The organism is Sphaerotilus sp. (genome assembly GCF_041083715.1).
GTDB lineage: Bacteria > Pseudomonadota > Gammaproteobacteria > Burkholderiales > Burkholderiaceae_C > Sphaerotilus.
Genome location: NZ_JBFPGY010000262.1, coordinates 1 through 24,534, shown reverse-complemented (window position 1 = coordinate 24,534; position 24,534 = coordinate 1). Strand labels below are relative to the sequence as shown.

General features: G+C 69.4%; 24 protein-coding genes. 16 read left to right on the top strand and 8 right to left on the bottom strand.

Going from position 1 to position 24,534, the window contains the following annotated elements; all coding sequences use genetic code 11:
• The 8 genes from pgk to AB3X43_RS11785 all read left to right on the top strand — a co-directional run.
• Positions 1-232: phosphoglycerate kinase (gene pgk, locus AB3X43_RS11820; protein WP_369430046.1), on the top strand; the 232-nt coding region annotated here is incomplete at its 5' end.
• Positions 233-408: 176 nt separating this feature from the next.
• Positions 409-2,031, top strand: coding sequence for a TonB C-terminal domain-containing protein (locus AB3X43_RS11815; protein WP_369430045.1), 1,623 nt, complete (start codon positions 409-411; stop codon positions 2,029-2,031).
• A gap of 175 nt (positions 2,032-2,206) precedes the next feature.
• Positions 2,207-4,510 (top strand): NADP-dependent malic enzyme, encoded by a 2,304-nt coding sequence (locus tag AB3X43_RS11810; RefSeq protein WP_369430044.1) that lies wholly within the window; start codon positions 2,207-2,209, stop codon positions 4,508-4,510.
• Positions 4,511-4,577: 67 nt separating this feature from the next.
• Positions 4,578-6,008 carry a pyruvate kinase gene (pyk, locus tag AB3X43_RS11805; RefSeq protein WP_369430043.1) on the top strand — a complete coding sequence of 477 codons (1,431 nt, stop codon included), beginning with the start codon at positions 4,578-4,580 and terminating at the stop codon, positions 6,006-6,008.
• A gap of 193 nt (positions 6,009-6,201) precedes the next feature.
• Positions 6,202-7,263, top strand: coding sequence for a class II fructose-bisphosphate aldolase (fba, locus tag AB3X43_RS11800; RefSeq protein ID WP_369430042.1), 1,062 nt, complete (start codon positions 6,202-6,204; stop codon positions 7,261-7,263).
• A 148-nt stretch (positions 7,264-7,411) separates the two neighbouring features.
• Positions 7,412-8,143 carry a HipA family kinase gene (locus AB3X43_RS11795; RefSeq protein WP_369430041.1) on the top strand — a complete coding sequence of 244 codons (732 nt, stop codon included), beginning with the start codon at positions 7,412-7,414 and terminating at the stop codon, positions 8,141-8,143.
• Positions 8,140-8,997, top strand: coding sequence for a DUF3037 domain-containing protein (locus AB3X43_RS11790; RefSeq protein ID WP_369430040.1), 858 nt, complete (start codon positions 8,140-8,142; stop codon positions 8,995-8,997). The genes AB3X43_RS11795 and AB3X43_RS11790 overlap by 4 nt, the downstream gene beginning before the upstream one ends.
• Positions 8,998-9,058: 61 nt before the next feature.
• Positions 9,059-9,967 (top strand): phosphoribosylaminoimidazolesuccinocarboxamide synthase, encoded by a 909-nt coding sequence (locus AB3X43_RS11785; RefSeq protein ID WP_369430039.1) that lies wholly within the window; start codon positions 9,059-9,061, stop codon positions 9,965-9,967.
• Positions 9,968-9,974: 7 nt separating this feature from the next.
• Here the strand turns inward: AB3X43_RS11785 and AB3X43_RS11780 are convergent, their stop codons facing one another.
• Positions 9,975-10,919, bottom strand: coding sequence for a tetratricopeptide repeat protein (locus AB3X43_RS11780; RefSeq protein ID WP_369430038.1), 945 nt, complete (start codon positions 10,917-10,919; stop codon positions 9,975-9,977).
• A gap of 126 nt (positions 10,920-11,045) precedes the next feature.
• Here AB3X43_RS11780 and purE point away from each other — a divergent pair, with 126 nt between their 5' ends.
• From purE to AB3X43_RS11760, 4 genes are read left to right on the top strand one after another with little or no spacing between them, the layout of a single operon-like run.
• The gene (gene purE / locus AB3X43_RS11775; RefSeq protein ID WP_369430048.1) at positions 11,046-11,522 is read left to right on the top strand and encodes a 5-(carboxyamino)imidazole ribonucleotide mutase; all 477 of its coding nucleotides are present in this window, start codon (positions 11,046-11,048) and stop codon (positions 11,520-11,522) included.
• Positions 11,523-11,533: 11 nt separating this feature from the next.
• Positions 11,534-12,721 carry a 5-(carboxyamino)imidazole ribonucleotide synthase gene (locus AB3X43_RS11770; RefSeq protein ID WP_369430047.1) on the top strand — a complete coding sequence of 396 codons (1,188 nt, stop codon included), beginning with the start codon at positions 11,534-11,536 and terminating at the stop codon, positions 12,719-12,721.
• A gap of 17 nt (positions 12,722-12,738) precedes the next feature.
• Positions 12,739-13,761, top strand: coding sequence for an L-threonylcarbamoyladenylate synthase (locus AB3X43_RS11765; protein WP_369430037.1), 1,023 nt, complete (start codon positions 12,739-12,741; stop codon positions 13,759-13,761).
• A 33-nt stretch (positions 13,762-13,794) separates the two neighbouring features.
• Complete coding sequence (locus AB3X43_RS11760; RefSeq protein ID WP_369430036.1) at positions 13,795-14,745, top strand: SGNH/GDSL hydrolase family protein; 951 nt, start codon at positions 13,795-13,797, stop codon at positions 14,743-14,745.
• 12 nt (positions 14,746-14,757) lie between these two features.
• Here AB3X43_RS11760 and dacB read toward each other — a convergent pair whose 3' ends face one another.
• Positions 14,758-16,149 (bottom strand): D-alanyl-D-alanine carboxypeptidase/D-alanyl-D-alanine endopeptidase, encoded by a 1,392-nt coding sequence (gene dacB / locus AB3X43_RS11755; RefSeq protein WP_369430035.1) that lies wholly within the window; start codon positions 16,147-16,149, stop codon positions 14,758-14,760.
• Positions 16,150-16,197: 48 nt separating this feature from the next.
• Here dacB and tsaB point away from each other — a divergent pair, with 48 nt between their 5' ends.
• From tsaB to AB3X43_RS11740, 3 genes are read left to right on the top strand one after another with little or no spacing between them, the layout of a single operon-like run.
• Entirely contained in the window at positions 16,198-16,956 is a 759-nt protein-coding gene (gene tsaB / locus AB3X43_RS11750) for a tRNA (adenosine(37)-N6)-threonylcarbamoyltransferase complex dimerization subunit type 1 TsaB (protein WP_369430034.1), read from the top strand.
• A complete protein-coding gene (gene rimI, locus AB3X43_RS11745; protein WP_369430033.1) occupies positions 16,956-17,435 on the top strand; it encodes a ribosomal protein S18-alanine N-acetyltransferase in 480 nt (159 codons plus the stop codon). The genes tsaB and rimI overlap by 1 nt, the downstream gene beginning before the upstream one ends.
• Positions 17,432-18,223 carry a uracil-DNA glycosylase gene (locus AB3X43_RS11740; RefSeq protein WP_369430032.1) on the top strand — a complete coding sequence of 264 codons (792 nt, stop codon included), beginning with the start codon at positions 17,432-17,434 and terminating at the stop codon, positions 18,221-18,223. Before rimI ends, AB3X43_RS11740 begins: the two co-directional genes overlap by 4 nt.
• 6 nt (positions 18,224-18,229) lie before the next feature.
• Here the strand turns inward: AB3X43_RS11740 and AB3X43_RS11735 are convergent, their stop codons facing one another.
• The 6 genes from AB3X43_RS11735 to AB3X43_RS11710 all read right to left on the bottom strand — a co-directional run bounded on the left by AB3X43_RS11735 (position 18,230) and on the right by AB3X43_RS11710 (position 23,809).
• A complete protein-coding gene (locus AB3X43_RS11735) occupies positions 18,230-18,985 on the bottom strand; it encodes an ABC transporter ATP-binding protein (protein WP_369430031.1) in 756 nt (251 codons plus the stop codon).
• Between the two features lie 2 nt (positions 18,986-18,987).
• Positions 18,988-19,734, bottom strand: coding sequence for an ABC transporter ATP-binding protein (locus tag AB3X43_RS11730; RefSeq protein WP_369430030.1), 747 nt, complete (start codon positions 19,732-19,734; stop codon positions 18,988-18,990).
• Positions 19,735-19,737: 3 nt separating this feature from the next.
• A complete protein-coding gene (locus tag AB3X43_RS11725; RefSeq protein WP_369430029.1) occupies positions 19,738-20,742 on the bottom strand; it encodes a branched-chain amino acid ABC transporter permease in 1,005 nt (334 codons plus the stop codon).
• A gap of 31 nt (positions 20,743-20,773) precedes the next feature.
• Positions 20,774-21,649, bottom strand: a complete 876-nt coding sequence (locus AB3X43_RS11720; RefSeq protein WP_369430028.1) for a branched-chain amino acid ABC transporter permease — start codon at positions 21,647-21,649, stop codon at positions 20,774-20,776.
• 94 nt (positions 21,650-21,743) lie between these two features.
• Entirely contained in the window at positions 21,744-22,895 is a 1,152-nt protein-coding gene (locus AB3X43_RS11715; protein WP_369430027.1) for an ABC transporter substrate-binding protein, read from the bottom strand.
• A 59-nt stretch (positions 22,896-22,954) separates the two neighbouring features.
• The gene (locus AB3X43_RS11710) at positions 22,955-23,809 is read right to left on the bottom strand and encodes a shikimate dehydrogenase family protein (RefSeq protein ID WP_369430026.1); all 855 of its coding nucleotides are present in this window, start codon (positions 23,807-23,809) and stop codon (positions 22,955-22,957) included.
• Positions 23,810-23,959: 150 nt separating this feature from the next.
• On the opposite strand from AB3X43_RS11710, the gene AB3X43_RS11705 reads away from it, so the two are divergent.
• Positions 23,960-24,534: IclR family transcriptional regulator domain-containing protein (locus AB3X43_RS11705; RefSeq protein ID WP_369430025.1), on the top strand; the 575-nt coding region annotated here is incomplete at its 3' end.

Sequence of the window (24,534 nt, the reverse complement as noted above, 5' to 3'; positions counted from 1 at the left end):
CGTGTTCGAGTTCGAAGCCTTCTCGCACGGCACGGAAACGGTTGCCCGCGCGGTGGCCGAGAGCGCAGCGTTCTCGATCGCGGGTGGCGGTGACACGCTGGCGGCGATTGCCAAGTACGGGATCGAGAAGGACGTGGGCTATATCTCGACCGGCGGCGGGGCGTTCCTTGAAGTGCTGGAGGGGAAGACGTTGCCGGCGTTCGAGATTCTGGCGAAGCGAGCGGCGGGTTGAGGATGCTTCTGGCGGCCCAGGCCGCCAGACTGAGTGTCTGGCTCAACGCGAAGACCTGTGCACCATTTCATGCACTCGGTATCCATCGCCGCTTTTCAACAGGTTCGCAGAAACCCCCGTTTGTTCAGCGATCTCTCAGCCCGTCCACGCGCCCGCATCCCTGAGAATCGGGCGCAATGACTGACAAGTGGACCGTGCACGACTTCGACCAGGCGCCCGAGCGTTCGCCGCGCCTGCCTTGGCGTCGGCCATCGCTGATCCAGCGCACGCCGCGTGAGCGCAAGTCCTTCAATGGCGCGCTGGTGGTCTCTGTCCTGCTCCATGTGCTGCTGCTCAGCCAGCTGGTCGGCGGTGATGGACAGGGGCTGTCGGGCTTCGTGCTGCCTTGGCAGGAGCGGCGGGCCGTGGTGCCCGATGTGCAGGTGGTGCTGACGCCGTTGCCGGCGGCCCCGCCTGTCGAGCCCGCAGACCCGGCGAGCGCGGTGCCGGTGCAGCGGGCGTCGATCCGGTCCGCGCCGGTGCGCTTGCCGGCGCCGACACCCCCAGCTGCGCCGCCCGCGCCACGCCCGCAGGCGCCTGCGGTGGCCGAGGCGCCCCAGCCTGCACCTGTCGCGCCCCCGAAGGAACCGGCAGCCGTCGCCCCCCAGGCCGTGGCCGATGCCACCCCGGTGAACGCGGCGCCCCCGCGTCCCGCGGTCCCCGATCGCGCACTGCCGCCTCCACCGCCAAGCCCGGCGCCGGCCGTCCTCACCGCCGAGCCGTCCGAGGTGCCCGCGCCGGTCGTGCCGGTGGCGCCCGAGACACCGACCCTGGCCAACGCGGTCGACCCCAGTGCGTCGAGCCCTGATCCGGCGGCCTTGGCCGCCCGCGAGGCCGCGCTGGAGGCCCAGCGGCAGGAAGCGGCCCGCGCCGAAACCGCTCGGCTGGAGGCTGAGCGGCAGGTGGCTGCACGACAGGCCGCGGCCCAACTGGAAGCCCAGCGGCAGGAAGCGGTCCGTCAGGCCACCGCCCGCGCCGAGGCTGCCCGACTGGAGGCCGAGCGGCAGGAGGCTGCACGGCAAGCCGCCGCCGCCCAGCTGGAAGCACAGCAACGGCAGGAAGCCGCCCGCCAGGCCGCCGCCCGCGCCGAAGCGGCCCGGCTGGAGGCGGTGCGCCAGGAAGCCGCGCGACAGGCCGCCGCCCAGCTGGAAGCCCAGCGGCAGGACGCCGCCCGCCAAGCCGCTGCCCGCGCCGAGGCGGCTCGGCTGGAGACCGAGCGCGCGGACGCCGCCCGTAAGGCCGCCGCGCAGCAGGAAGCCGCCCGCGTCCAGGCCGCGCAGGAAGCTGCAGCGAAGCGAGAGGCCGTGCTCCGCGCCATCGGGCGCCAGCTTGACGAGGAAAACGCCCGCCGCGACGCCGCCGCGAACGCGTCGCGCCCGTCCAGCGCGCTGCCGCTGTCGTTGAGCACCGCCCGCCGCGCCCGGCTCTGGGGACACACCGACCCCAACGCCGACCTCGTCGCCTACGCCCAGGCCTGGGCCCTGAAGATCCAGCTCAACACCTTGCCCGACCGGGTCCGCGAGATCACGAAGCGCCCCCACACACCGCCCACGGTGACCGTGGCCCTGCGCAGCGACGGCTCGGTGGAGTCGATGACCTTCGTGGTCTCCAGCGGCGTGGCGGAGGTCGATGACGCGATCCGCCGCATCGTGGAAACCCAGCGGCCCTACCCGGCCTTCCCGCCCGCACTGGCCCGCGAGTTCGACGTGATCGAGATCCGCCGGACCTGGTACTTCGACGCGGCGGTCCGGCTGCACTGACGGACGCAGCCCGCCTGTCATGCATCTTGTGCATGACCCGCGCGCTTGTCGGCATGAACCCCCGTTTCTCCGCCTTCTGCGCGGAAAACACGCATGCGGTCTGGCTCCGACCGCAGTAATCTGCGCTCCCTTTTGAAACACCGGTGTCCGGCCGGACACCCCCAGGAGCGCCCCGATGACCCAGCCCTTGTCCCCCGCCGAACTGGCTTTGCGTGAAGCCGCGCTGGAATACCACCGCGCACCGGTACGGGGAAAGATCGCCGTCACCCCGCTCAAGCCGCTGATGAACCAGCGCGACCTGTCGCTGGCGTACTCGCCCGGCGTGGCCTACCCGTGCCTGGCGATCGAGAAAGACCCGTCGCTCGCCGCCGAGTACACCTCGCGTGCCAACCTCGTCGGGGTCATCACCAACGGCACCGCGGTGCTGGGCCTGGGCGACATCGGACCGCTGGCGTCCAAGCCGGTGATGGAGGGCAAGGGCTGCCTGTTCAAGAAGTTCGCCGGCATCGACGTGTTCGACATCGAACTCGCCGAGCGCGACCCGGACAAGCTGGTCGAGATCATCGCCGCGCTGGAGCCGACGCTGGGCGGCATCAATCTGGAAGACATCAAGGCGCCCGAGTGCTTCTACATCGAGAAGAAGCTGCGCGAGCGCATGAAGATCCCCGTGTTCCATGACGACCAGCACGGCACGGCCATCATCTCCGGCGCGGCGCTGCTGAACGGCCTGGAGCTGGTCGGCAAGGCGATCGGCGATGTGCGGCTGGTGGTGTCGGGCGCGGGCGCGGCGGCGATCGCCTGCCTGGACCTGATGGTCGGGCTGGGCGTGAAGATCGAGAACATCTTCGTCTGCGACTCCAAGGGTGTGATCCGCGAAGGCCGCGGCGACAAGCTGGACGAGTCCAAGCAGCGCTACTGCCAGAAGACCGAGCTGAAGACGCTGGCCGAGGTGATCGTCGGCGCCGACGTGTTCCTGGGCTGCTCGGCCGCGGGCGTGATGACCGGCGAGATGGTCACCAGCATGGGCACGCAGCCGATCATCCTGGCGCTGGCCAACCCCGAGCCGGAGATCCGCCCCGAGATCGCCAAGGCGGCGCGCCCGGACTGCATCATCGCCACCGGCCGCTCGGACTACCCGAACCAGGTCAACAACGTCCTGTGCTTCCCCTACATTTTCCGCGGCGCGCTGGACTGCGGTGCGACGAAGATCACCGAGGCGATGAAGCTGGCCTGCGTCCGCGAGATCGCCGCACTCGCCAAGGAAGAGACGAGCGATGAGGTGGCCGCCGCCTACGCCGGACAGGAACTGCAGTTCGGCCCCGAATACCTGATCCCGAAGCCCTTCGACGCCCGCCTGATCCTGCGCATCGCGCCGGCGGTGGCGGCCGCGGCGGTCGAGTCCGGCGTCGCCGAGCGCCCGATCACCGACCTGGTGGCCTACCGCGAGTCGCTGACGCGCTATGTCTACCAGACCGGCATGTTCATGCGCCCGGTGTTCGCCGCCGCCAAGCGCAAGCCGGCCCGTGTCGTCTACGCCGAGGGCGAGGACGAGCGCGTGCTGCGCGCCGTGCAGGCCGTGCTGACCGAAGGCATGGCGCAGCCGATCCTGGTCGGCCGCCCGTCGGTGATCCAGATGCGCCTGGAGCGCGCGGGCCTGCGCCTGAAGGCTGGCGTCGATTTCGAGGTGGTCAACCCCGAGGACGATCCGCGCTTCCGCGCCTGCTGGGAGGAATACCACCGCCTGATGAAGCGCGATGGCGTGTCGGTCGAAGCCGCCAAGGCCGCAGTACGCCGCTCGACGACGCTGATCGCGACCATGCTGCTCAAGCTCGGCCATGCCGACGCGATGCTGTGCGGCCTGCACGGGCGCTACGACACGCACTTCGAGTACGTGAAGAATGTCATCGGCCAGAAGCCGGGCGCCAAGGTGTTCGCCACGATGAACGCGCTGATGCTCGACGAGCACAACCTGTTCATCACCGACACCTACATCAACGACCAGCCGAGTGCCGAGGAGCTGGCCGAGATCGCGCTGATGGCGGCCGAGGAGGTGCGCCGCTTCGGCGTGCCGCCGAAGGTGGCCTTCCTGTCGCATTCGATGTACGGCACCTCGTCGCGCCCATCGGCCAAGCGCATGCGCGCGGCGCGGGACCTGTTCGTGTCGCGGGCCCCGGAGATCGAGTGCGACGGTGAGATGCACGGCGATGCCGCGCTGTCGGAGACGATCCGCCGCAACATCCTGCCGGACTCGACGCTGTCGGGTGCGGCCAATGTGCTGGTGCTGCCCAACATCGACGCGGCCAACATCCTGTTCAACGTCCTGAAGGTGACGGCGGGCAAGGGCGTGACGGTCGGCCCGATCCTGCTGGGGGCCGCGGCGCCGGTGCACATCCTGTCGCCGTCGGCGTCGATGCGCCGGGTGGTCAACATGACTGCGCTGGCCGTGGCCGATGCCGCGGCCGTGCGTCTTTCTTCGTAACCACGCTGTTCTATTCGGCGGTCAATAATCCGCGGGTTGTTTTTCAGATCCTTCAGGAGACCGCCCCATGCCCCGCAATACCAAGATCGTCGCCACCCTCGGTCCCGCATCGTCCGACCCGGCCGTGCTGGAGCGGCTGATCCGGGCCGGTGTCGACGTGGTGCGGCTGAACTTCAGCCACGGCAAGGCGCAGGACCACATCGACCGTGCCAGTCTGGTGCGCGAGATTGCCGCCCGTGTCGGCAAGCCGGTGGCGATCATGGCCGACCTGCAGGGCCCGAAGATCCGCGTCGGCAAGTTCGCCGAAGGCAAGGTGATGCTGGAAAACGGCGAGAAGTTCGTGCTCGACGCCTCCCGCACCGAGCCGGGCGACATCGCCGGCGTCGGCCTGGACTACAAGGAACTGCCGCGCGACGTCCGCCCCGGCGACACGCTGCTGCTCAACGATGGCCTGATCGTGCTGGTGGTCGAGCTGGTCAAGGGCGACAAGGTGCACACCGTCGTCAAGGTCGGCGGCGAGCTGTCCAACAACAAGGGCATCAACAAGCAAGGTGGTGGTCTGACCGCCCCGGCGCTGACCTCCAAGGACATGGAGGACATCAAGACGGCGATGTCCTTCCAGTGCGAATACCTGGCGGTGAGCTTCCCCAAGAGCGCCATCGACATGGAAATGGCGCGCCAGCTGGCCAACGTGGCCGGCGAGCCGTGGCGCCACAAGCCGGGCATGATCGCCAAGATCGAGCGCACCGAAGCCATCCCGCAGCTCGAAGCCATCATGAAGGCCAGCGACGGCATCATGGTCGCCCGTGGCGACCTGGCCGTGGAAGTGGGCAACGCGGCGGTGCCGGCGCTGCAGAAACGCATGATCCGCATGGCGCGCGCGATGGACAAGGTCGCCATCACTGCCACGCAGATGATGGAGTCGATGATCCAGAACCCGGTGCCGACCCGCGCGGAGGTGTCGGACGTGGCCAACGCGGTGCTGGACGGCACCGACGCGGTGATGCTGTCGGCCGAGACGGCGGCCGGCAAGTACCCGGTGGAGACGGTTGAGCAGATGGTCGCCATCGCGATGGCGGCCGAAGCGGCCGAGGAGGTCAAGCTCGACGCCGACTTCACCAACAAGACCTTTGCCCGCATCGACCAGTCGATCGCCATGGGCGCGCTGTTCACGGCGCACCACCTGGGCTGCAAGGCGATCCTGGCGCTGACCGAGTCCGGCTCGACTGCACTCTGGATGAGCCGCTACAAGACCGACGTGCCGATCTACGCGCTGACCACGCAGACCCAGTCGGAGCGCAAGATGGCGCTCTACCGCAACGTGCGCCCGATCCTGATGGCCAAGTTCGAGGACCGCGACGCGGCGCTGGCGGCGGCCGAGCAGCTGCTGGTGGAGCGCGGCGTGCTCAAGCCGGGCGACACCTACGCCATCACCTGCGGCGAGCCGATGGGCTATCCGGGTGGCACGAACATGCTGAAAGTCTGCCGCGTCGGCTGAAGCCGGGTACCCCGCTGTAACTGCGCTGCAATGTGGCGCAGTTTTGGCACATCACCTGTCTCCGGGGGGCGGGGATAAGGGGAAATCGCACGGCTGATCGTGGCCTCGATCGTAGAATCTTGGGAGTTACACGGCGGTTTCAGTGGCCGCTGCTGCAGGTTCTTGTCATCCTGTCACTTCCTGAGGTTTCCCCATGCTCGTCTCCATGCGCCAACTGCTGGACCACGCCGCCGAAAACGGCTATGGCATCCCGGCGTTCAACGTCAACAACCTGGAGCAGGTGCAGGCCGTGATGGCCGCTGCCGACGCGCTCGGCGCGCCGGTGATCCTGCAGGCCTCGGCCGGCGCCCGCAAGTACGCTGGCGAGCACTTCATCAAGCACCTGATCCAGGCCGCTGTCGAAGCCTATCCGCACATCCCGCTGGTCATGCACCAGGACCACGGCCAGACCCCGGCGATCTGCCAGGGCGCGATCGACCTGGGCTTCGGCTCGGTGATGATGGACGGCTCGCTGCAGGCCGACGGCAAGACCCCGGCCTCGTTCGACTACAACGTCGGCGTGACCCGCCAGGTCGTCGACATGGCGCACAAGGTCGGCGTGACCGTCGAGGGTGAGCTGGGCTGCCTGGGCAACCTGGAAACCGGTGACGCCGGCGAAGAGGACGGCATCGGCGCCGTCGGCAAGCTGGACCACAGCCAGATGCTGACCGACCCGGAAGAAGCCGCCGTGTTCGTGAAGGCCACGCAGCTCGACGCGCTGGCCATCGCCATCGGCACCAGCCACGGCGCCTACAAGTTCAGCCGCAAGCCCACGGGCGACATCCTGGCGATCTCGCGCGTCAAGGAAATCCACGCCCGCATCCCCAACACCCACCTCGTGATGCACGGCTCCTCGTCGGTGCCTCAGGACCTGCTGGCGATCATCAACCAGTATGGCGGTCAGATGAAGGAGACCTACGGCGTGCCGGTCGAGGAGATCCAGGAGGCCATCAAGTTCGGCGTGCGCAAGATCAACATCGACACCGACATCCGCCTGGCGATGACCGGTGCAGTGCGCAAGTTCCTGTTCGAGAACCCGGACAAGTTCGATGCCCGCGAGTGGCTCAAGCCGGCCCGCGAGGCCGCCATGCAGATCTGCAAGCAGCGCTACATGGAATTTGGCTGTGAAGGCCAGGGCAGCAAGATCAAGGGCATCCCGCTGTCGGTGGTGGCCCAGATGTACAGCCGCGGCGAGCTGGCGCAGCAGGTGGTCTGATTCCCGCGCACCGGCTCGGGCCGGTTGCCAGCAACGGTCTGTCGGCATCGACAGGCCGTTTTTTTCTGGGTTTTGGATTTTCGCTGCACCCGGATGTACGCTTCGCCCTTGCGTTTGCGTGACGCGACAACCCGCTGGAGAGCCTGTCTTGCCGGTCCTCATCGACGAAGTGCTTCGCCGCGCCGCCCGCGGGCGCACGGCGCCCTACCTCTGCCGTGCGGAAGACGGGCAGCTCTATTTCGTGAAGAACCGGGTACTGGCGCGGCGGGAGCTGGCGGCCGAGTGGGTCTCGTCCCATCTGGCCCGGGCGCTGGGGCTGCCGTTGCCTGCATTCTGTGTGGTCGAGGTGCCGGCCGCGCTGGTCGACCCGGCCATGGGCGACTGGCTCGCCGATCTGGCACCGGGGCTGGCCTTCGCCTCGCGGTATGTCGAGTCCACCGAGCCGACCCGCGCCCGGATGGCGCAGGTGCCTGTGGCCGAGCGGGTGCGCATCGCCGCCTTCGACTGGTGGCTGCGCAACATGCAGCGCCGCGCCGCGCCAGGTCCCGTCGGCATCCGCAACCTGCTCTGGCAGACCGATCCGAGCGGGAGCGGCCGGGTGCTTCTCATCGACCACAGCCGGGCCTTCGATCCGCGCTTCGACGTGTCGGGCTTTCTGGCCACGCACGTCTATGGCGCCGATCTGGTCCGGCTCGCGGCCGACTTCATCGACCGCGAGCGCCTGCGGGGCGAGTTCGTCCGCGCGCTGGACGTGGCGGCGACGGCCTGCGCTACCATGCCCGCGGCCTGGCGACAGGTCGACTCCCGGGATGAATGTGCCTTCCTCGCGCAGCTGGCGCGCTGTCAGGCCGACGACGTTTTCTGGACCTCCGCTTCATGAACAACGCCCCCTCTCTCGCCTGTCACTACGCGATCGTGCGCCTGGTGCCGATCGTGGAAACCGAGGAATTCGCCAACGTCGGCGTGGTGCTGTTCTCGCCGCAGGCCCGCCTGTTCGCGTTCCGGCTGCTGGGGGCGCGTTTCGGCCGGATCACCGCCTTCTTCGAGCAGCTGGACGCGGCGTCGTGCCGCGCCGTCATGCGCGATCTGCGCGAGGAGCTGGAGCGGGTTGCACAGTCCTTCCGTGCGCTCGGCGTGGACAGCCGCCTGCCGCGCCTGGATGTGGCGGCGAGTCAGGCGCTGTGGGCGGACCTGCTCCATCCGCGCGAAAGCCTGCTGCGCTTCAGCTCCGCGCGGGTGGTGATGGCCACCGATCCGCGGGCGCGGCTCGACGAGCTGTTCAGCCTGTATGTCGAGCGCCAGGTGGTGCCGCGCGAACACCGCGAACATGTGCTGGAGCGCAGCGTGCGCAGCCTGTTGCGCACTGCGCGGCTCGGCGACCGCTTCGTCTCCGCCACCGTCGGCAACGACGAATACCACGCCCGCTTCCCCTTCGTGCAGCTTGCGCCGGACGACGAGCGCCCGGTCAAGGCGATCAAGGCGCTGTCGCTGACGCAGTCCGACCCGGTGCGCATCATCGACCACGGCGGCCAGTGGATCATGCGGCTGCACGCGCTGCGCAAGCGCGGGCTGCTGCCGCCGCAGGTGCTGTTCGCCGTCGATGGCGATGACCAGGACGTGTCGGTGCGGGGCGTGGCGCGCCGGGACGTGATCGGCGAGCTGCGCGCGCTCGGGGTCCGTGTCGTGCCGCTGCTGCAGCGTCCGGCGTTGCTCGACTTTGCGGCAGGCGACTGAGGTTTCCGGGGTGCCGCCTACAATCCGGCCCTCCACAAGCCCCCGTTTCGAGCCCTCTGCCGTGACCGCTGCCCTGCACAACTCCAGCCTCCACTCCCTGCCGCTGCTTGCCCGCGGCAAGGTGCGCGACAACTATGCCGTCGGCGAAGACCGCATCCTGATGGTCGCCACCGACCGGCTGTCGGCCTTCGACGTGGTCATGGGCGAGCCGATTCCGGGCAAGGGCGCGCTGCTGACGCGCGTGGCGCTGTTCTGGTTCGCACGCCTGGGCCACCTCGTGCCGAACCACCTGACCGGCGAAGACCCACTGAGCGTGGTCGCCCCCGATGAGGTGGAGCAGGTGCGCGACCGTTCGATGCTGGTCAAGCGGCTCAAGCCGCTGCCGGTCGAGGCGGTGGTGCGCGGCTACCTGGCCGGCAGTGGCTGGAAGGAGTACCAGGACAGCCAGTCGGTCTGCGGCGTCGCGCTGCCGGGCGGTCTGACCAACGCGGCCAAGCTGCCCGCGCCGATCTTCACGCCCGCCACCAAGGCCGATGTCGGTGACCACGACGAGAACATCTCCTTCGAGCGCATGGTCGAGATCATCGGGCTCGACCTCGCGACCCGCGTGCGCGACGTGTCGATCCAGCTCTACCAGACGGCGGCCGACTTCGCGCTGACCCGCGGCATCATCATCGCCGACACCAAGTTCGAGTTCGGCCTGGACGAGCAGGGCACGCTGACGCTGATGGACGAGGTGCTGACGCCCGATTCGTCGCGCTACTGGCCGGTCGAGCAGTACGACGCCGCGCTGGCGGCTGGCGCCAACCCGCCGAGCTTCGACAAGCAGTACCTGCGCGACTGGCTCGACACCGCGCAGGTCGACGGCCACCCCTGGGGCAAGACGGCACCTGCACCGGCGCTGCCACCCGAGGTCATCGCCTACACCACCGCCAAGTACCAGGAAGCCCTGGACCGGCTGATGGGCTGACTGCTCGTCAGAACACCGCCATGCTGAGCTTGCGGCGGTAGAGGTCGATCACCGGATCGCCCGGCACGACCACCGCCTTGCCGGCGATCTCGACCGCGCCCTTCTTGGCTTCCGGTGCCGCTGTCTTCGGCGCCGGCTTGGTCATCAGCTCCAGGATGGCGACATAGGTCTTGCGTGCCAGGCCGTCATTCCAGGCCTTGTCGCGCATCAGGATCTCCAGCAGCTCGTCCATCGCCTCGGTGAAGGCCTCGCAGGCCATCAGGAGCTGCGCGCGCTCAAAGCGGGCGTCGAAATCTCGCTTGCTGGCGGCGATGGCCGCGTCCAGCGTGGCCATGTCGCGCGCGGTGGCCACGCGCTCGCAGGCACCCAGCCACACGCCGAGCGCGGCGATGCGGGTGTCCAGCATCGCCTTGGGCGCCAGCGGAGCGTAGATCTGGCGGGCCTCGGTGACGTGGCCGTTCTGCAGCAGCAGTCTGGCGAAGTCGAAGCGCGTCACGTCGTTGGACGGATCGGTCGCCAGCGCCTGCTGCAGCTTGTTCAGGGCCGAGGCCGTGTCGCCGTCCTCGATCAGCGCTTCGGCCTCCTCGGTCTCGACGGCGGCTTCCACCTCGGCTTCGCTCGGCACATGCTTGTCGAGGAACTCGCGGATCTGCGCCTCGGGGATGGCGCCGACGAAGCCGTCCACCGGCTGACCCTGGCTGAACATCACGCAGAACGGGATCGAGCGCACGCCGAACATCTGGCTGAGCTGGCCGGCGATCTCGGGAACGGCATCCGCATCGAGCTTGGCCAGCAGGAAGCGGCCTTCGTAGGCGATTTCGAGCTGTTCGAGCACCGGGCCGAGTTGCTTGCACGGGCCGCACCACGGTGCCCAGATGTCGAGCAGCACGGGCTGCTGCATCGAGCCCTGGATCAGTTCGGCTTCGAAATTCTGGAGGGTGATATCGATCATCGGGGTGTACCTGGGGTAGGGGCGTGGCGTGCGGGAAACGTCCCGGAGCCGGTGGCGCCTAAAATCTCGCCTTTGTCCAGCCTGGAGTCTGCCTTGAACAGCGCAACGCCCGTGGTCGGCATCGTCATGGGGTCCAACAGCGACTGGGACACCATGAAGAACGCCGCCCAGATTCTCGCCGACTTCGGCGTGCCCTTTGAAGCCCAGGTCGTCTCGGCGCACCGCATGCCCGACGACATGTTCCGCTACGCCGAATCGGCGCGTGCCCGTGGCCTGCAGGCCATCATCGCCGGTGCCGGTGGCGCTGCCCACCTGCCGGGCATGCTGGCGGCCAAGACACCGGTGCCGGTGCTCGGCGTGCCGGTGGCCAGCAAGCACCTGCAGGGGGTGGACTCGCTGCACTCCATCGTGCAGATGCCCAAGGGCGTGCCGGTGGCGGCGTTTGCCATCGGCGTGGCCGGTGCCGCCAACGCGGCGCTGTTCGCGGTTGCCTTGCTGGCCAACCACGACGAGCGGCTGCGCGAGGCGCTGGACGCCTTCCGCGCCCGCCAGACCGAAGCGGCCCGGGCGATGACGCTCGGCCCGCTGGACAGCCAGGGCTGACGCGCATGGCGATGCCCCGACTCCTGCCCGGCGACGGCAGCGCCGCCGACCCGACCCGCCCGGTGACGCTGGGCGTGATGGGCGGCGGCCAGCTCGGCCGCATGTTCGTCCACGCTGCGCAGCAGCTCGGCTTCCGCACCGCGGTGCTGGAGCCGGACGCCGCCAGCCCCGCGGGCACGGTGGCCCAGGTGCACGTGAACGCCGGCTACCTCGATGCCGCCGGCCTGCAGCGCCTGGCCGACGAGGCCGATGCGATCACCACGGAATTCGAGAACGTGCCCGCCGACGCACTGCGCCAGCTGGCCACCCGACGGCCGGTGGCGCCATCGGGCGACGCGGTGGCCGTGTGCCAGGACCGCGCTGCCGAGAAGGCGCATTTCACCGACTGCGGCGTGCCGGTGGCGCCCTACGCGGTGATCGACAGCGCCGCCACGCTGGCCGCGGTGGGCGACGACCTGCTGCCGGGCATCCTGAAGACCGCCCGCATGGGCTACGACGGCAAGGGCCAGATCCGGGTCGCCGACCGGGCGGAACTGGCCACCGGCTGGGCCGAACTCGGCGGTGCGGTCTGCGTCCTGGAAAAGCGCCTGCCGCTGGCCTTCGAGGTCAGCGTGCTGATCGCGCGTGGCGGTGACGGGCGCGTGGTCGCCTTCCCGCTGCAGCAGAACCTGCACCGCGACGGCATCCTGGCCGTGACCACCGTGCCCGCGCCGGCCGGCACGCCCGCGCTGGAGGCCGAGGCCGTCGGCTGCGCGGCGCGCATCGCTGCGGACCTGGGCTATGTCGGCGTGCTGTGCATCGAGTTCTTCATCCTCGACGACGGCTCGCTCGTCGCCAACGAGATGGCGCCGCGCCCGCACAACTCCGGCCACCACACGATCGACTCCTGCGACGTGTCGCAGTTCGAGCTGCAGGTGCGCGCGATGGCTGGTCTGCCGCTCGTCAAGCCGCGGCTGCACTCGCCGACCGTGATGCTGAACCTGCTGGGTGACCTGTGGTTCACGGCCGAAGGCACCGAACGCACGCCCGACTGGGCGGCCGTGCTGGCGCTGCCGGGGGCGCATCTGCACCTCTACGACAAGGAGTCGGCGCGTCCCGGTCGCAAGATGGGCCACCTGACGCTCACGGCGGCGACTCCGGCGGCAGCGCGTGATGTGGCGCTGCAGGCCGCCGCGCTGCTCGGCCTGCCGGCGTTCTGAACGGAAGGGCGATTCCCATGGCACGGCTGATCGACGCGACCACGCCCGCGCACCTCGCCGCTGCGCTGCCGGACGCCGTGGCGCGCCTGGCCGCAGGCGCGCTGGTGGCATTTCCGACCGAGACGGTCTACGGCCTGGGCGCCCGCGCCGATGCGGCGAACGCCGTTGCGAAGATCTTCGCCGCCAAGGGCCGCCCGAGCGACCATCCGCTGATCGTGCACGTGGCCGATGCCGCCGGCGCAGCGGCGTTCGCGGCGGAACTGCCGCCGGTCGCGCAGCGGCTGATGGCCGCGTTCTGGCCAGGGCCGCTGACGGTGATCGTGCCGCGCCGTGCCGGCCTCGGTGCCGAGGCGGCAGGCGGGCAGGACACGGTCGGCCTGCGCTGCCCGGACCACCCGGTGGCCCTCGCGCTGCTGCGTGCGGCGGCCGAGGCCGGTGTGCCGGGTGTGGCCGCGCCGAGCGCCAATCGCTTCGGCCGTGTCAGCCCGACCCAGGCCGCGCACGTCGCCAGCGAATTCGAGGCCGAGCCGGACCTGCTGGTGCTCGATGGCGGCGACTGCGCGGTGGGCATCGAGTCGGCGATCGTGGACTGCAGCCGCGGGCACCCGGTGCTGCTGCGGCCCGGCTGTCTGACCGCGGCCGAGATCGAAGCTGCCGCGGGCGAGCCGCTGCGCGCCCGCGATGCCACCGCACCGCGCGCGTCAGGCACGCTGGAGGCGCACTACGCGCCGCAGGCCAAGGTGCGGCTGATGACCGCGGCGCAACTGGACGCCGCCTTGACCGTCTGGTCATCGACCGGCAACAAGCCTTCATCTGCGGCGCCTGCGCTGGCGGTATATTCCCGCAGCCGCCGGCCGGCGGTGGCGGGTGTGGTGCTGCGGCGCATGCCCGATGATGCGGCCGCCGTGGCGCACGAATTGTTTGCGGTGCTGCGGACGCTGGATGCGACCTGCGCACCCTTGATCTGGGTGGAAACGCCCCCGCCGTCGCCCGAGTGGGACGGTGTGCGCGACCGGCTGCAGCGGGCCGCGGCGGCCTGAGCCCGAGTCCGAACCGGACGAACTGGAGTTTGCATGCGTGTTCTGAAGTCTCTCCTCGCCCCGGCGCTGCTCGCCGTGCTGCTCAGCGGCTGCGGCGGCTCGACCCGGGTCGAGCCCTATGCGCCCAACCGGATGGTGGTCTTCGGCGACGAACTCAGCCTGATCGGCACCAACGGCGGCAAGTACAGCGTCAATGCACTCCAGGCCGACGGGGTGACGCTCGACTGCACCACCTACCCGGTGTGGCCGCAGGTGGTGGCCGATGGCTACGGCATGGTGTTCCCCGAATGCAACCCGAACGCCGTGACCGGTGCGGCTGGCGTGATGAAGGCCAGCGTCGGCGCCAAGGTGGCGGACGTCGCGGCGGCCGTGGCCGCCTTCCAGGCCACCAGCACCTTCACGCCCCAGACGCTGGTGTCCATCATGGCCGGCCAGTACGACATCCTGGCCGCCTACAACGCCTATGGCGCCGGCACGCTCAGCCGCGCCCTGGCGCTGTCGCAGGTGTCGGCGGCGGGCAAGGTGCTCGGTGCACTGGTCAACACGGTGACCAACCAAGGATCGGGGGCCCGGGTGCTCTATTCGACGCCGCCGAACCTCGCCTATGCACCGTTCGCCACGGCCGAAGTCCTGCGCACCGGCGATGCCGATCGGGCCACGCTGCTCAAGGAGCTGACCCTCGCGTTCACCGCCGCCTTGCGTCTGGAGGTCGTCAACGATGGCCGGTATGCGGCGTTGCTCACCGCGGACGAGCTGACCATCAGCATGACCGATTCGACCAAGATGGCCAGCTACACGCTGACCAATGTCGTCGACCCGGTCTGCACGACGGCACTGCCCGCCTGCACCACCGCCACGATGGTGGCGGGCGCAGCGGGTGTCGGCACGGCCTACCTCTGGGCCGACGCCCAGCACCCGAGCGTGTCCTTCCACAGCCGACTCGGTCTGGCGGCGCTCAACCGGGCGCGCAACAACCCGTTCTGATCTGCCGCCGCTTCAGCGCGGCGCCAGCGACCAGCCCACCACGGCGTCCAGCACTGCCCGTGCTTCGGCGCTGGCGGCCTGGGGGTGGTTGACCATCACCACCACGACGTGGCGGTGGCCGTCGGGCCCATGCACCACGCCGGCCAGGGCGGCCACATTGTTCAGCGAGCCGGTCTTCAGGTGCGCCCGCCCGGTGGCCGAGGGCACGCGCCGCGCCGTGGTCTCGATGCCCGCGACCGGCAGCGAGCCGAGCAGCTCCGGCATCCAGGGCTGTGTCCACGCCCACTGCAGCAGCCGGCCCAGGCAACGCGCGCTGATGCGCTCCTCGCGTGACAGGCCGGAGCCGTTGTCGATCACCAGTTCGTCGTCCCGGCAGCCCTGTGACTGCACCAGCGCCTGCACCTCGGCGCGTGCACCCTCCCAGGTGGCCGGCGTGTCCGGCTGGCCGGGGCTGAGCGCCAGCATCAGGTGCTGGGCGATGACGTTGTTGCTGTGCTTGTTCATGTCGCGCAGCACGTCTGGCAGTGCGGGCGAGAGGCCCTCGGCCAGCAGGGTGGCGCCGGCCGGTGTCCGGCCCTCGCGCACCCGGCCGCGCAGACGCCCGCCCAGCGCCCGCCACTGCGACTCGATCGCCCGGGCGTCGAAGCTGGCCGGATCGGCCGAGGCCAGCGGCCAGCCCTTCTCGCCGCAGCTCGCAGGCAAGGTTCCGCCGAACCGTGGCCGGGTCGGGTCGGTGACATCGAGCTGCAGCCCGGTGCGCCAGTCCTGGCAGACACCGCCGCCCAGAGGCACCGTCGCCGGCCACTGCACGCCCGCCAGCGCCGTGTCCGACGACACCCGCGCCACGCCACGGGCCGTGTCGGGCCGGAAATTCAGCAGCACGCTTTTCTGGTTCACCATCAGCGCGTCGGGTCGCACGTTGTAGGGTTTCAGCGGCTCGCCGTCGAAGGCGCCCGGATCGACCGCGGGGATCGCGTAGGCGCTGCGGTCGAGCACGAGATCGCCCGCCACCACCGGCCCGTGTACCGCCATCACCTGCCGCAGCAGCAGCCACAGCCGCTCGTTGACCAGCCGCGGATCGCCGCGGCCTTGCACGTAGAGGTGGCTGCCGTCCGTGTAGACGGGGGTGTGCCACTGGAACAGCGGGCCGAGCCGGTCCAGCGCGGCCATCGACGTCACGAGTTTCATCACCGAGGCCGGGTGTGCCAGCGCGCTCGACTGGTGCGCCAGCCAGGGCGGGCCGCCCTCGACCGGCGCCACCCAGGCGTAGAGACTGTCCTCGGGGAGCTGCGCGCGGTCGAGTGCGGCGCGCACGGATTCGGGCAAGGGCGTCTGGGCGGCAGCGGGGAGGCAGACCGCGGCGCAGGACAGCAGCAAGGTCAGGGCATGGGGCAGCTTGGGCATGCCGGGATCATACGAAGCGGCGCCGGGTCGGCCGGTACACTGGCGGCCATGTCTGCCTCCCGATCCGACCCCCGCCTGCTGGCCCTCGACACCGCCACCGACACGGTCCACCTGGCCCTGGTGCAAGGGAAGGATGTGCGGGCGCGGGCGCTGCCTGGTGGCGCGCAGTCGTCGGCAGCGCTGCTGCCAGCCATCCGGGCGCTGCTCGACGAGGCCGGTCTGACGCTGCGTGACCTCGACGCCATCGCCTTCGGCCACGGCCCTGGCGCCTTCACCGGCCTGCGCACGGCCTGTGCGGTGGCGCAGGGGCTGGCGGTCGGGGCGGACCGGCCGCTGCTGGCGCTGGACACGCTGGCCGCGCTGGCCGAGTCGGCGCGGCAGCAGGGCGAGACCGCCGACGCGGTCTGGAGCGTGCTCGACGCGCGCATGGGCGAGGTCTACGCGGCGCGCTGGTGCCGCGGGGCGGACGGTGGCTGGACGGCCGACGGACCGGTGGCGCTCTACAGCCCCGCTGCATTGGCCGAGGCGATTGCGCAGGCGCCTGCGCCGCTGGCCGGCAATGCGCTGACCGTGCAGGCCGAGGTGCTGGGGCCGCTGGTGGCACGGCTCGGGCTGGCGGCGTGGCCGGCGGCGGTGCCGGAGGGTGCGGCGCTGGCCGTGCTGGCGCGGACCGCACAGGCGCGTGGTGCGTGGATCGATCCGGCGCTGGCGCTGCCGCTGTATGTGCGCGACAAGGTCGCGCAGACCACCGCCGAGCGCGAAGCCCTGCGGGCCGCGGCCACCGTGGCTGCCGCAGGAGCGGCCTGATGCCCGGGAACATGCCCATGCTGCTGCCGATGGCGGTCCAGTTGCTCGATGCCGTGATGGGCATCGAGATGCGGGCGTATGCCTTTCCATGGAGCCGCGCCAATTTTGTCGATTCGATCGCGGCGGGACACCTCGCGCAGTGCCTGGTGGCACCCGATGGCGAGCTGCTGGCCTACCAGGTCGCGATGGCCGGGTTCGAGGAGTGGCACCTGCTGAACGTGACCGTCTCGCCCGCGCACCAGGGGCGTGGTCTGGCCACGCAGCTGCTGCATCGGCTGATCGCGCATGCCCGCGGCACCGGGGCCGAGTGGCTCTGGCTGGAGGTGCGTCCCAGCAACCTGCGGGCGCGGCGGCTGTATGCGCACCTCGGGTTCGAGCCGGTGGGTGTGCGGCGGGACTACTACCCGGACGCGCGCGGGCAGCGGGAAGATGCGCTGGTGCTGCGGCTGGCCTTGAAATCGCCCGTGGTGGCCGCATGAGCGCGGGATACACCGAGCGGCAGCGGGCGATGCTGCAGGAAATGGGCATCCGGGTGTGGGCGGCGCCTGCACCGGAACCTGTGGCCGTCGAATCGGTGACGGAGCAAGCTGCAGCACCTGCCCCGATACCGCCGGCTCCGCCGCCCATGCCTGTGCCCGCGCCGACTCCCGTTGCTGCGGTGACGCTGCGGCCGAGCGGCGTGGCAGCGATGGACTGGGACGAATTGCGCGCCGCGGTGTCGTCGTGCCGGGCCTGCACGCTGTGCGAGCGGCGCACGCAGACGGTGTTCGGCGTGGGGCACCCGCAGGCGCAGTGGATGCTGATCGGCGAGGCGCCCGGCGAGCAGGAGGACCGGCAGGGCGAGCCGTTTGTCGGCAAGGCGGGCCAGTTGCTCGACAGCATGCTGCGCGCCGTCGGCCTGACCCGCAGCGAGGCGCCTGCGCACGAGCAGGTCTACATCGCCAACGTGCTCAAGTGCCGCCCGCCGCAGAACCGCAACCCGGAGCCGCAGGAGGTCGCGCAGTGCGAGCCCTACCTGCTGCGCCAGATCGCGCTGGTGCAGCCGAAGCTGATCCTGGCGATGGGGCGGTTTGCCGTGCAGTCGCTGCTGAAGACGGGCGAGCCGATCGGGCGGCTGCGCGGCCGGGTGCACGAGGTGCAGGGCGTGCCGGTGGTCGTGACCTACCACCCGGCCTACCTGCTGCGCAATCCGCTGGACAAGGCGCGGTCGTGGGAAGACCTGTGCCTGGCGCGCGAGGTGCTGGCGAGAGGGCCCCGCGCAGGCTGAACCGGCTCAGGTCTTGGCCGCTGCGGCGGCATGCGCGCCGCCGAGGAACAACCGCTCGATGTTCGGATCCGCCAGCAGCTCGCCCGCCGGCTTCTGCAGCACACGCCGCCCCGACTCCAGCGCGATCGCCTCGTCCGAGATCTTCAGCGCGCTCTTGACGTTCTGCTCGACCATCAGCACGGTCGTGCCCTGGTCGGCCAGCCCGCGCAGCAGCTTGAACACGTCGGCCACCACCAGCGGCGACAGCCCGATCGACGGCTCGTCGATCAGCAGCACCTTCGGACGGATCAGCAGGGCGCGGCCGATTTCGAGCTGCTTCTGCTCGCCGCCGGAGAGCGCCGACGCCTGGCTGTGCAGCCGCTCGGCGACACGTGGAAACCGCTTGAGCACCTCGGGGATGCGCTCGTGCGTGGTCTTCATGCCCAGCGTGATGCCACCGAGTTCCAGGTTCTGCCAGACGGTGAGCTGGCCGAACAGGTTGCGGCCCTGCGGCACGAAGGCGATGCCGTGCTGGACCAGCAGGTCCTTGGCGTTCGCGCCGGTGATGTCCTGCCCGTCGAGGCGGATGTGGCCGTTGCGCACCTTGAGCAGGCCGAACAGCGTCTTCAGCACCGTGGACTTGCCCGCACCGTTCGGGCCGATCAGCAGCGTGATCGCGCCGCGCCGGGCCTTGAAGCTCAGGTTGTTGAGGATCATGAAGTCGCCGTAGCCGGCGAGCACGTTCTCGAATTCGATGGCGTGGGCGTTGGTGTGGTCAGACATGCTCAGCTCCCCAGATAGGCGTCGAGCACCTGCTTGTTGGCGCGGATCTCGGCCGGTGTGCCGATGGCCATCACCTGGCCCTCGACCATGACGAGGATGCGGTGGCACAGGTCCATCACGAAGTCCATGTTGTGCTCGATGACGACGAAGCTGCCCTTGCGCGTCTGGTTGAGCTGCTTGAGCAGGGTGCTGATGCCGCCGACCAGGCTCGGGTTGACGCCCGCGCACGGCTCGTCCAGCAGCACCAGGTCCGGTTCGCTCATGAACGCCATGGCGATGTCCACCAGCTTCTGCTGGCCATAGCTCAGCTCGCCGGCCTTCTTGTCGGCGACATGGCGGATGCGGAACAGGTCGATCAGCTCGTCGGCCTTTTTCCCGAGGCCCGAATCGCCGGGCGCGAACATGCGGCTGAACATCGTGCCCTGGTGTTCCTGGGCGGCGACGATCAGGTTGTCGCGCACGGTCATCTTGCCGAAGACCTGCAGCGTCTGGAACGTGCGGCCGACGCCGCGCTGGTTGAGCTGCAGCGGGCTGAGTCCGGTGATGTCGCGGCCGTTGAGTTCGATCTGGCCAGCGTCCGGCGTGATCTGGCCGAGCACGCTGTTGAACATGGTCGTCTTGCCGGAACCGTTCGGGCCGATGACGCCGAAGATCTCGCCGGGCCGCACCTCGAACGACACGCCGCCGACCGCCTGGATGGCGCCGTAGGCTTTTTTCAGGTTCGTGACCTTGAGCAGGGGAGCCGTCATGATTTACTGACCTTCACCTTTCTGGGCGGCCTGTTCGGCCGCCGCTGCGGACGCTGCACGGGCGGCCGACGCTTCACGCGCCTGGCGACGCGCCTTGAGCCGATCGGGGATGCTCAGCAGGCCGTCCGGCAGCCACAGCATCAGCAGCACGACCAGCGCGCCGAAGACGAACAGGTACCACGCCTGCGCGAACCGCAGCCACTCCGGCAGCAGCACGCCCACCGCCGAGCCGAGCACCGGCCCGAAGAAGTAGCCCGGCCCGCCGACCACCACCATCAGGTACATCATGATCGATGCGCCCACGGTGAACGGCGCCGGCTCGATGAACTGCACCAGCGAGCCGAACAGCGCGCCCGCCACACCGGCATAGACCGCGCCGATCGCGAACGCCAGCAGGGTGTAGCGCTGGATGTGGATGCCCAGGCTCTCGGCACGGATCGGGTTGTCGCGCAGCGCGGTGAATGCCTTGCCCCACGGCGAGCGCAGCAGGCCCCACAGCAGCCCGGCCAGGATCAGCGCCACTGCCAGCACGAAGTAGTAGTAGGGCAGGGCGCCGTCCAGCGAGAGGCCGAACAGGCTCGGCCGCGTGATGCCGTTGATGCCGAAGGTGCCGCCGGTCAGCCATTCCTCGTTGCGCATCACCAGCCAGACGGCGGTGTTGAAGCCGAGGGTGGCGAACGCGAGGTAGATCGCCTGCACCCGCAGCGCCGGGAAGCCCAGCAGCACGCCGATGACGAAGCACAGCACCATCGCGCTCGGCAGCCCGATCCAGAAGCTCACGCCGTGCTGCAGCAGGATGGCCACCGTGTAGGCGCCGATGCCGAAGAACGCGGCGTGGCCGAGCGATTTCTGGCCGGCGTAGCCGACGGTCAGGTTCAGGCCCATCGTGGCGATGATGAAGATGAGCCAGGTGGTGAAGAGGTAGACGCCGTAGCTCTTGAGCAGCGGCGGAGCGGCAAGCAGCAGGACCAGGATGGCCAGCGCACCGAGCTTGTGGAGTGTTTTCATGGTGTGGGTGTCCTTGGGCAGCGGTGGGGCATCAGACCTTGCGCATTTCCTTCTTGCCCATCAGGCCTTCCGGCTTGAACAGGATCACGGCCATGAACAGCACGAGTGCCACCGCGTCCTTGTAGGCTGGCGAGACATAGGCGGCGGCCAGGTTCTCCGCGACACCGACGATCACGCCGCCGAGCAGTGCGCCGCGCGAGTTGTTGAAGCCGCCGATGATGGCCGCGAAGAAGGCCTTGTTGCCCAGGCCCTCGCCCATGTCGAACTTGGCCAGGTAGGTCGGGGTGACCAGCAGCGCTGCGGCGCAGGCCAGCAGCGCGTTGACCGCGAAGGTGTAGAACACCATGCGCGGCACGTTGATGCCGAGCACGGTGGCGCTCTCGGTGTTCTGCGCCACGGCCTGCATGGCGCGGCCGGTGACGGTCCTGGCGAGGAAGGCCTGGGTGCCGAGCACGAGCGCCAGCGCCAGGACCAGCGTGCCCACGTCGGCGGCGGTGACGGTCACGCCGGCGATGTTGAACAGTGCGTCGCCGAACAGGCTGGGGAAGGGGTGGGCTTCGGCGCTGTAGCCGGCGCGCACGCCGTTGCGCATGGCGATCGACAGGCCGATGGTGGCCACCACGATCGGCATCAGGCCGTGGCGCAGCAGCGGATCGGCGATGCCGCGCTTGAAGCCCCAGCCGAGCACCACGACCGCGACCACGCAGGTGACGATGAAGGCGATCGGCAGCGGCAGGCCGGCGGCCGAGAAGCCCAGCATCGCGAAGGCGGGCAGCATCACGAACTCGCCCTGGGCGAAGTTGATGGTGCCGCTGGCTTGCCACAGCAGCGTGAAGCCCAGCGCGGCCAGCGCGTAGATGCTGCCGGTGGCCACACCGGAGAACAGCAGTTGGAAGAAGTCGGTCATGGGGTCCTCTCGAAGCGCATCGAAGGCGGTCAGCAGTCCTGCAGCCCGCCCTGGCCGGAGTACCGGCGGGCGGACGCAGGCGGGAGGTGCCGGATTACTTCGCGGCGTTCAGCGGAGGCAGGACTTCCTTGACTTCCTGCTTGCCGTTCTTCACCTCGACGATGAAGCTCTCGCGGTCGAGGTCGCCGTTGTTGTCCATCGCGACATCCATCAGCACGCCGGGGTTCTTCGCCACGGACACCTTCAGCCCGTGCAGGGCCTTGGCCACGGCGACACGGTCGACCTTGCCCGCCTTCTCGATCGCTGCCTTCAGCAGGTACACGCCGGTGTAGCCCTTGATGCCGTTGTGGTCGCTGATGTACTTGTAGTCCTGGTAGAAGCGGGCCTTGAACTTCAGCATCAGCGGGTTGGGCGCATCCACGGTCAGACCGACGTGGGCGATGGCGCCGTTGGCGGCTTCTCCCGCGAGTTCGATGACCTTCTGGCCGGTCAGTGTGGTCTCGCCGACGATGGGTTTGCTGTAGCCCTGCTTGCGCAGTTCGCGCAGTGCACGCGCCGATTCTTCTTCGTTGGTGTAGACGAACAGCGCGTCGGCGTTGGCCGACTTGGCCTTGAGCACCGGAGCGGAGAAGTCGATCTGGCCCGAGTCGGTCGAGATGTCGGCGACCACCTTCACGCCATTGGCTTCCAGGGCCTTGGTGATGGCGTCACGGCCGCCCTTGCCGAAGTCGTTGTTGACGAACATGACCGCCACCGTCTTGGCCTTCAGGCCGTTGGCGATGTAGCGTGCGACCTTGGGCATGGCCGTGGTCTGCGTGAAGCTGGTGCGGAAGATGTAGGGGTTGCCCTTCTGGGTGATGGCCGCTGCCTCGCCACCGGTGAAGTTGGGCACTTCCGCGCGCTGGGTCTCGGCCATGCTGACCATGATCGAGCCGGAGAACACGGGGCCGAACACCGCGAACACGCCGTCGTCGATGGCCTTCTGCGTCAGGCCCTTGGCCACGCCGGGGTTGGACTGGGTGTCGAGCGTGGTGGATTCGATCTTGCGACCGAGGATGCCCCCCGCGGCATTGATGTCCTTGATGGCGAGTTCGACACCGTTCTTGAAATTGGTGCCGGCCGAAGCGCCCGCGCCCGACAGCTCGACGATGTTGGCGATCTTGATCGCCTGGGCCTGGGCAACGCTGGTGCCGCCGAGGGCGATCAGGGCGGCCAGCGCGAGGAAGGTGTGGCGGGGGTGGGTCATCGGTTGTCTCCGTCTGGGATAGGAATGGTTTGGGTGTCTAGGATAACGAGCGCCGGGTGTCAGACCAGTGCCTGCAGGTTGCGGCGCACGGGGTCCAGATCGCCCTGCACTGCGGCGGCAATGTCGGGGTAGCCGAAGAACTGCAGGTAGTCCGGCACTTGCTGGGCCAGCATCTCGAAGCCGGGGTGGCAGATGATGTCGCGCGCTGCACAGGCGCGCTGCAGTGGCGTCGCGTGCGGTTTCATCAGGATGTCGATGACGGTCGCCGCAGGGTCCAGGCGGTGGACGTCGAAGGGCAAGGGGTCGTCGGCCTGCAGGCCGAGCGGGGTGGCGTGGACCACGACGTCGTAGCCGGCCGGGTCGCCCGATGGCGCTGCACGGACCGGACACGCGGCCTGCGCTTGCAGCCGCTGCGCCAGCATGGTGGCGCGGCCGGGCGCGGCGTCGAACAGATCCAGGGTGCCCAGCGCCCGTTCCGCCAGCGACACGGCGATCGCCATGCCGGCCCCGCCTGTTCCGACCAGCAGCACGCGGCGACCGACCGTCGTCACCTTCAGGTGGTCGAGTGCCTTGACCAGACCGATGCCGTCGAACAGCCCGCCTTCCAGCGACCCGTCCGGCAGTCGGCGCACGGCGTTGACGGCACCGGCGCGCGTGCCCAGTGGGTCCACGCGGTCGAGCAGGTCCAGCACGGCGGCTTTGTGGGGAATGGTCAGCCACAGGCCGTCGATGTTGGCCGCGCTCAGCGCGCCGCGCACGAAACTGCCAAGCTGCGCGGGGGCCACGTCGGCCGGCACCAGCACGGCATCGACGCCATGGGCCTGGAACAGCGGGTTGAAGACTTCAGGCGCGCGCACCTGTCCGACGGGATGGCCGAGGACCAGGAAGACGCGTGTGTGACCGTTGATGTGCATGGATGCGGACAATAGAGATCTGTCCGGGCAGCGGCAAGTCGTGGATGTGCTGATTGCGCGATGATCGCGCGTCTTGGGCGATCATTCGATCTTTATCGGGATATCCCTGTCCCTGGCGGTGTGCCAGATGGCTGGATTGCAGGAGCGTACATGGACATTGACCGCAAGGACATCATCGACGGCCTTGGCAAGGGGCTGCTGGTCATCGAGGCTTTCGACGAGGAACATGCGCGTCTGACCGCTTCCGAGACCGCCGCCCGCACTGGCTTGACCCGCACGGCAGCGCGCCGCTACCTGCTGAGCCTTGTGCACTTCGGCTACGCGAACTCGGACGGCAAGCGCTTCTGGCTCGCGCCGCGGGTGCTGCGGCTCGGGCAGAGCTACCTGGAGGCCGCACGGCTGCCGCGGCTGGTGCAGCCCTTCGTGCAGCGACTGGCCATGGAGTGTGGCGAGAACTTCAATTTCAGCGTCCTGGACGGCCACATGATCGTCTACGTGGCGCGCAGCAACAGCACACGCATGGTGTCGATCGGCTTTCCGGTCGGTGCCCGGGTGCCGGCGCATGTGGTCACGCCGGGACCCGCGATCCTGTCGACCTTCAGCGAGGCGCGGCTGGCAGAGTGGGCGGCACAGCATGAATTCAGCGCCTTCACGCCCCGCACGATCACCGATCCGGCGGCGTTCCTGCGTGACGTGCATGGTGCCCGCGATCTGGGCTACTGGAT

Excerpts from the sequence above, each read along its gene's own strand:
- AB3X43_RS11815 (WP_369430045.1), top strand. The coding sequence starts at position 409 with ATGACTGACAAGTGGACCGTGCACGACTTCGACCAGGCGCCCGAGCGT.
- AB3X43_RS11810 (WP_369430044.1), top strand. The coding sequence starts at position 2,207 with ATGACCCAGCCCTTGTCCCCCGCCGAACTGGCTTTGCGTGAAGCCGCG.
- pyk (WP_369430043.1), top strand. The coding sequence starts at position 4,578 with ATGCCCCGCAATACCAAGATCGTCGCCACCCTCGGTCCCGCATCGTCC.
- fba (WP_369430042.1), top strand. The coding sequence starts at position 6,202 with ATGCTCGTCTCCATGCGCCAACTGCTGGACCACGCCGCCGAAAACGGC.
- AB3X43_RS11790 (WP_369430040.1), top strand. The coding sequence starts at position 8,140 with ATGAACAACGCCCCCTCTCTCGCCTGTCACTACGCGATCGTGCGCCTG.
- AB3X43_RS11780 (WP_369430038.1), bottom strand. The coding sequence starts at position 10,919 with ATGATCGATATCACCCTCCAGAATTTCGAAGCCGAACTGATCCAGGGC.
- purE (WP_369430048.1), top strand. The coding sequence starts at position 11,046 with ATGGGGTCCAACAGCGACTGGGACACCATGAAGAACGCCGCCCAGATT.
- AB3X43_RS11770 (WP_369430047.1), top strand. The coding sequence starts at position 11,534 with ATGCCCCGACTCCTGCCCGGCGACGGCAGCGCCGCCGACCCGACCCGC.
- AB3X43_RS11765 (WP_369430037.1), top strand. The coding sequence starts at position 12,739 with ATGGCACGGCTGATCGACGCGACCACGCCCGCGCACCTCGCCGCTGCG.
- AB3X43_RS11760 (WP_369430036.1), top strand. The coding sequence starts at position 13,795 with ATGCGTGTTCTGAAGTCTCTCCTCGCCCCGGCGCTGCTCGCCGTGCTG.
- dacB (WP_369430035.1), bottom strand. The coding sequence starts at position 16,149 with ATGCCCAAGCTGCCCCATGCCCTGACCTTGCTGCTGTCCTGCGCCGCG.
- tsaB (WP_369430034.1), top strand. The coding sequence starts at position 16,198 with ATGTCTGCCTCCCGATCCGACCCCCGCCTGCTGGCCCTCGACACCGCC.
- rimI (WP_369430033.1), top strand. The coding sequence starts at position 16,956 with ATGCCCGGGAACATGCCCATGCTGCTGCCGATGGCGGTCCAGTTGCTC.
- AB3X43_RS11740 (WP_369430032.1), top strand. The coding sequence starts at position 17,432 with ATGAGCGCGGGATACACCGAGCGGCAGCGGGCGATGCTGCAGGAAATG.
- AB3X43_RS11735 (WP_369430031.1), bottom strand. The coding sequence starts at position 18,985 with ATGTCTGACCACACCAACGCCCACGCCATCGAATTCGAGAACGTGCTC.
- AB3X43_RS11730 (WP_369430030.1), bottom strand. The coding sequence starts at position 19,734 with ATGACGGCTCCCCTGCTCAAGGTCACGAACCTGAAAAAAGCCTACGGC.
- AB3X43_RS11725 (WP_369430029.1), bottom strand. The coding sequence starts at position 20,742 with ATGAAAACACTCCACAAGCTCGGTGCGCTGGCCATCCTGGTCCTGCTG.
- AB3X43_RS11720 (WP_369430028.1), bottom strand. The coding sequence starts at position 21,649 with ATGACCGACTTCTTCCAACTGCTGTTCTCCGGTGTGGCCACCGGCAGC.
- AB3X43_RS11715 (WP_369430027.1), bottom strand. The coding sequence starts at position 22,895 with ATGACCCACCCCCGCCACACCTTCCTCGCGCTGGCCGCCCTGATCGCC.
- AB3X43_RS11710 (WP_369430026.1), bottom strand. The coding sequence starts at position 23,809 with ATGCACATCAACGGTCACACACGCGTCTTCCTGGTCCTCGGCCATCCC.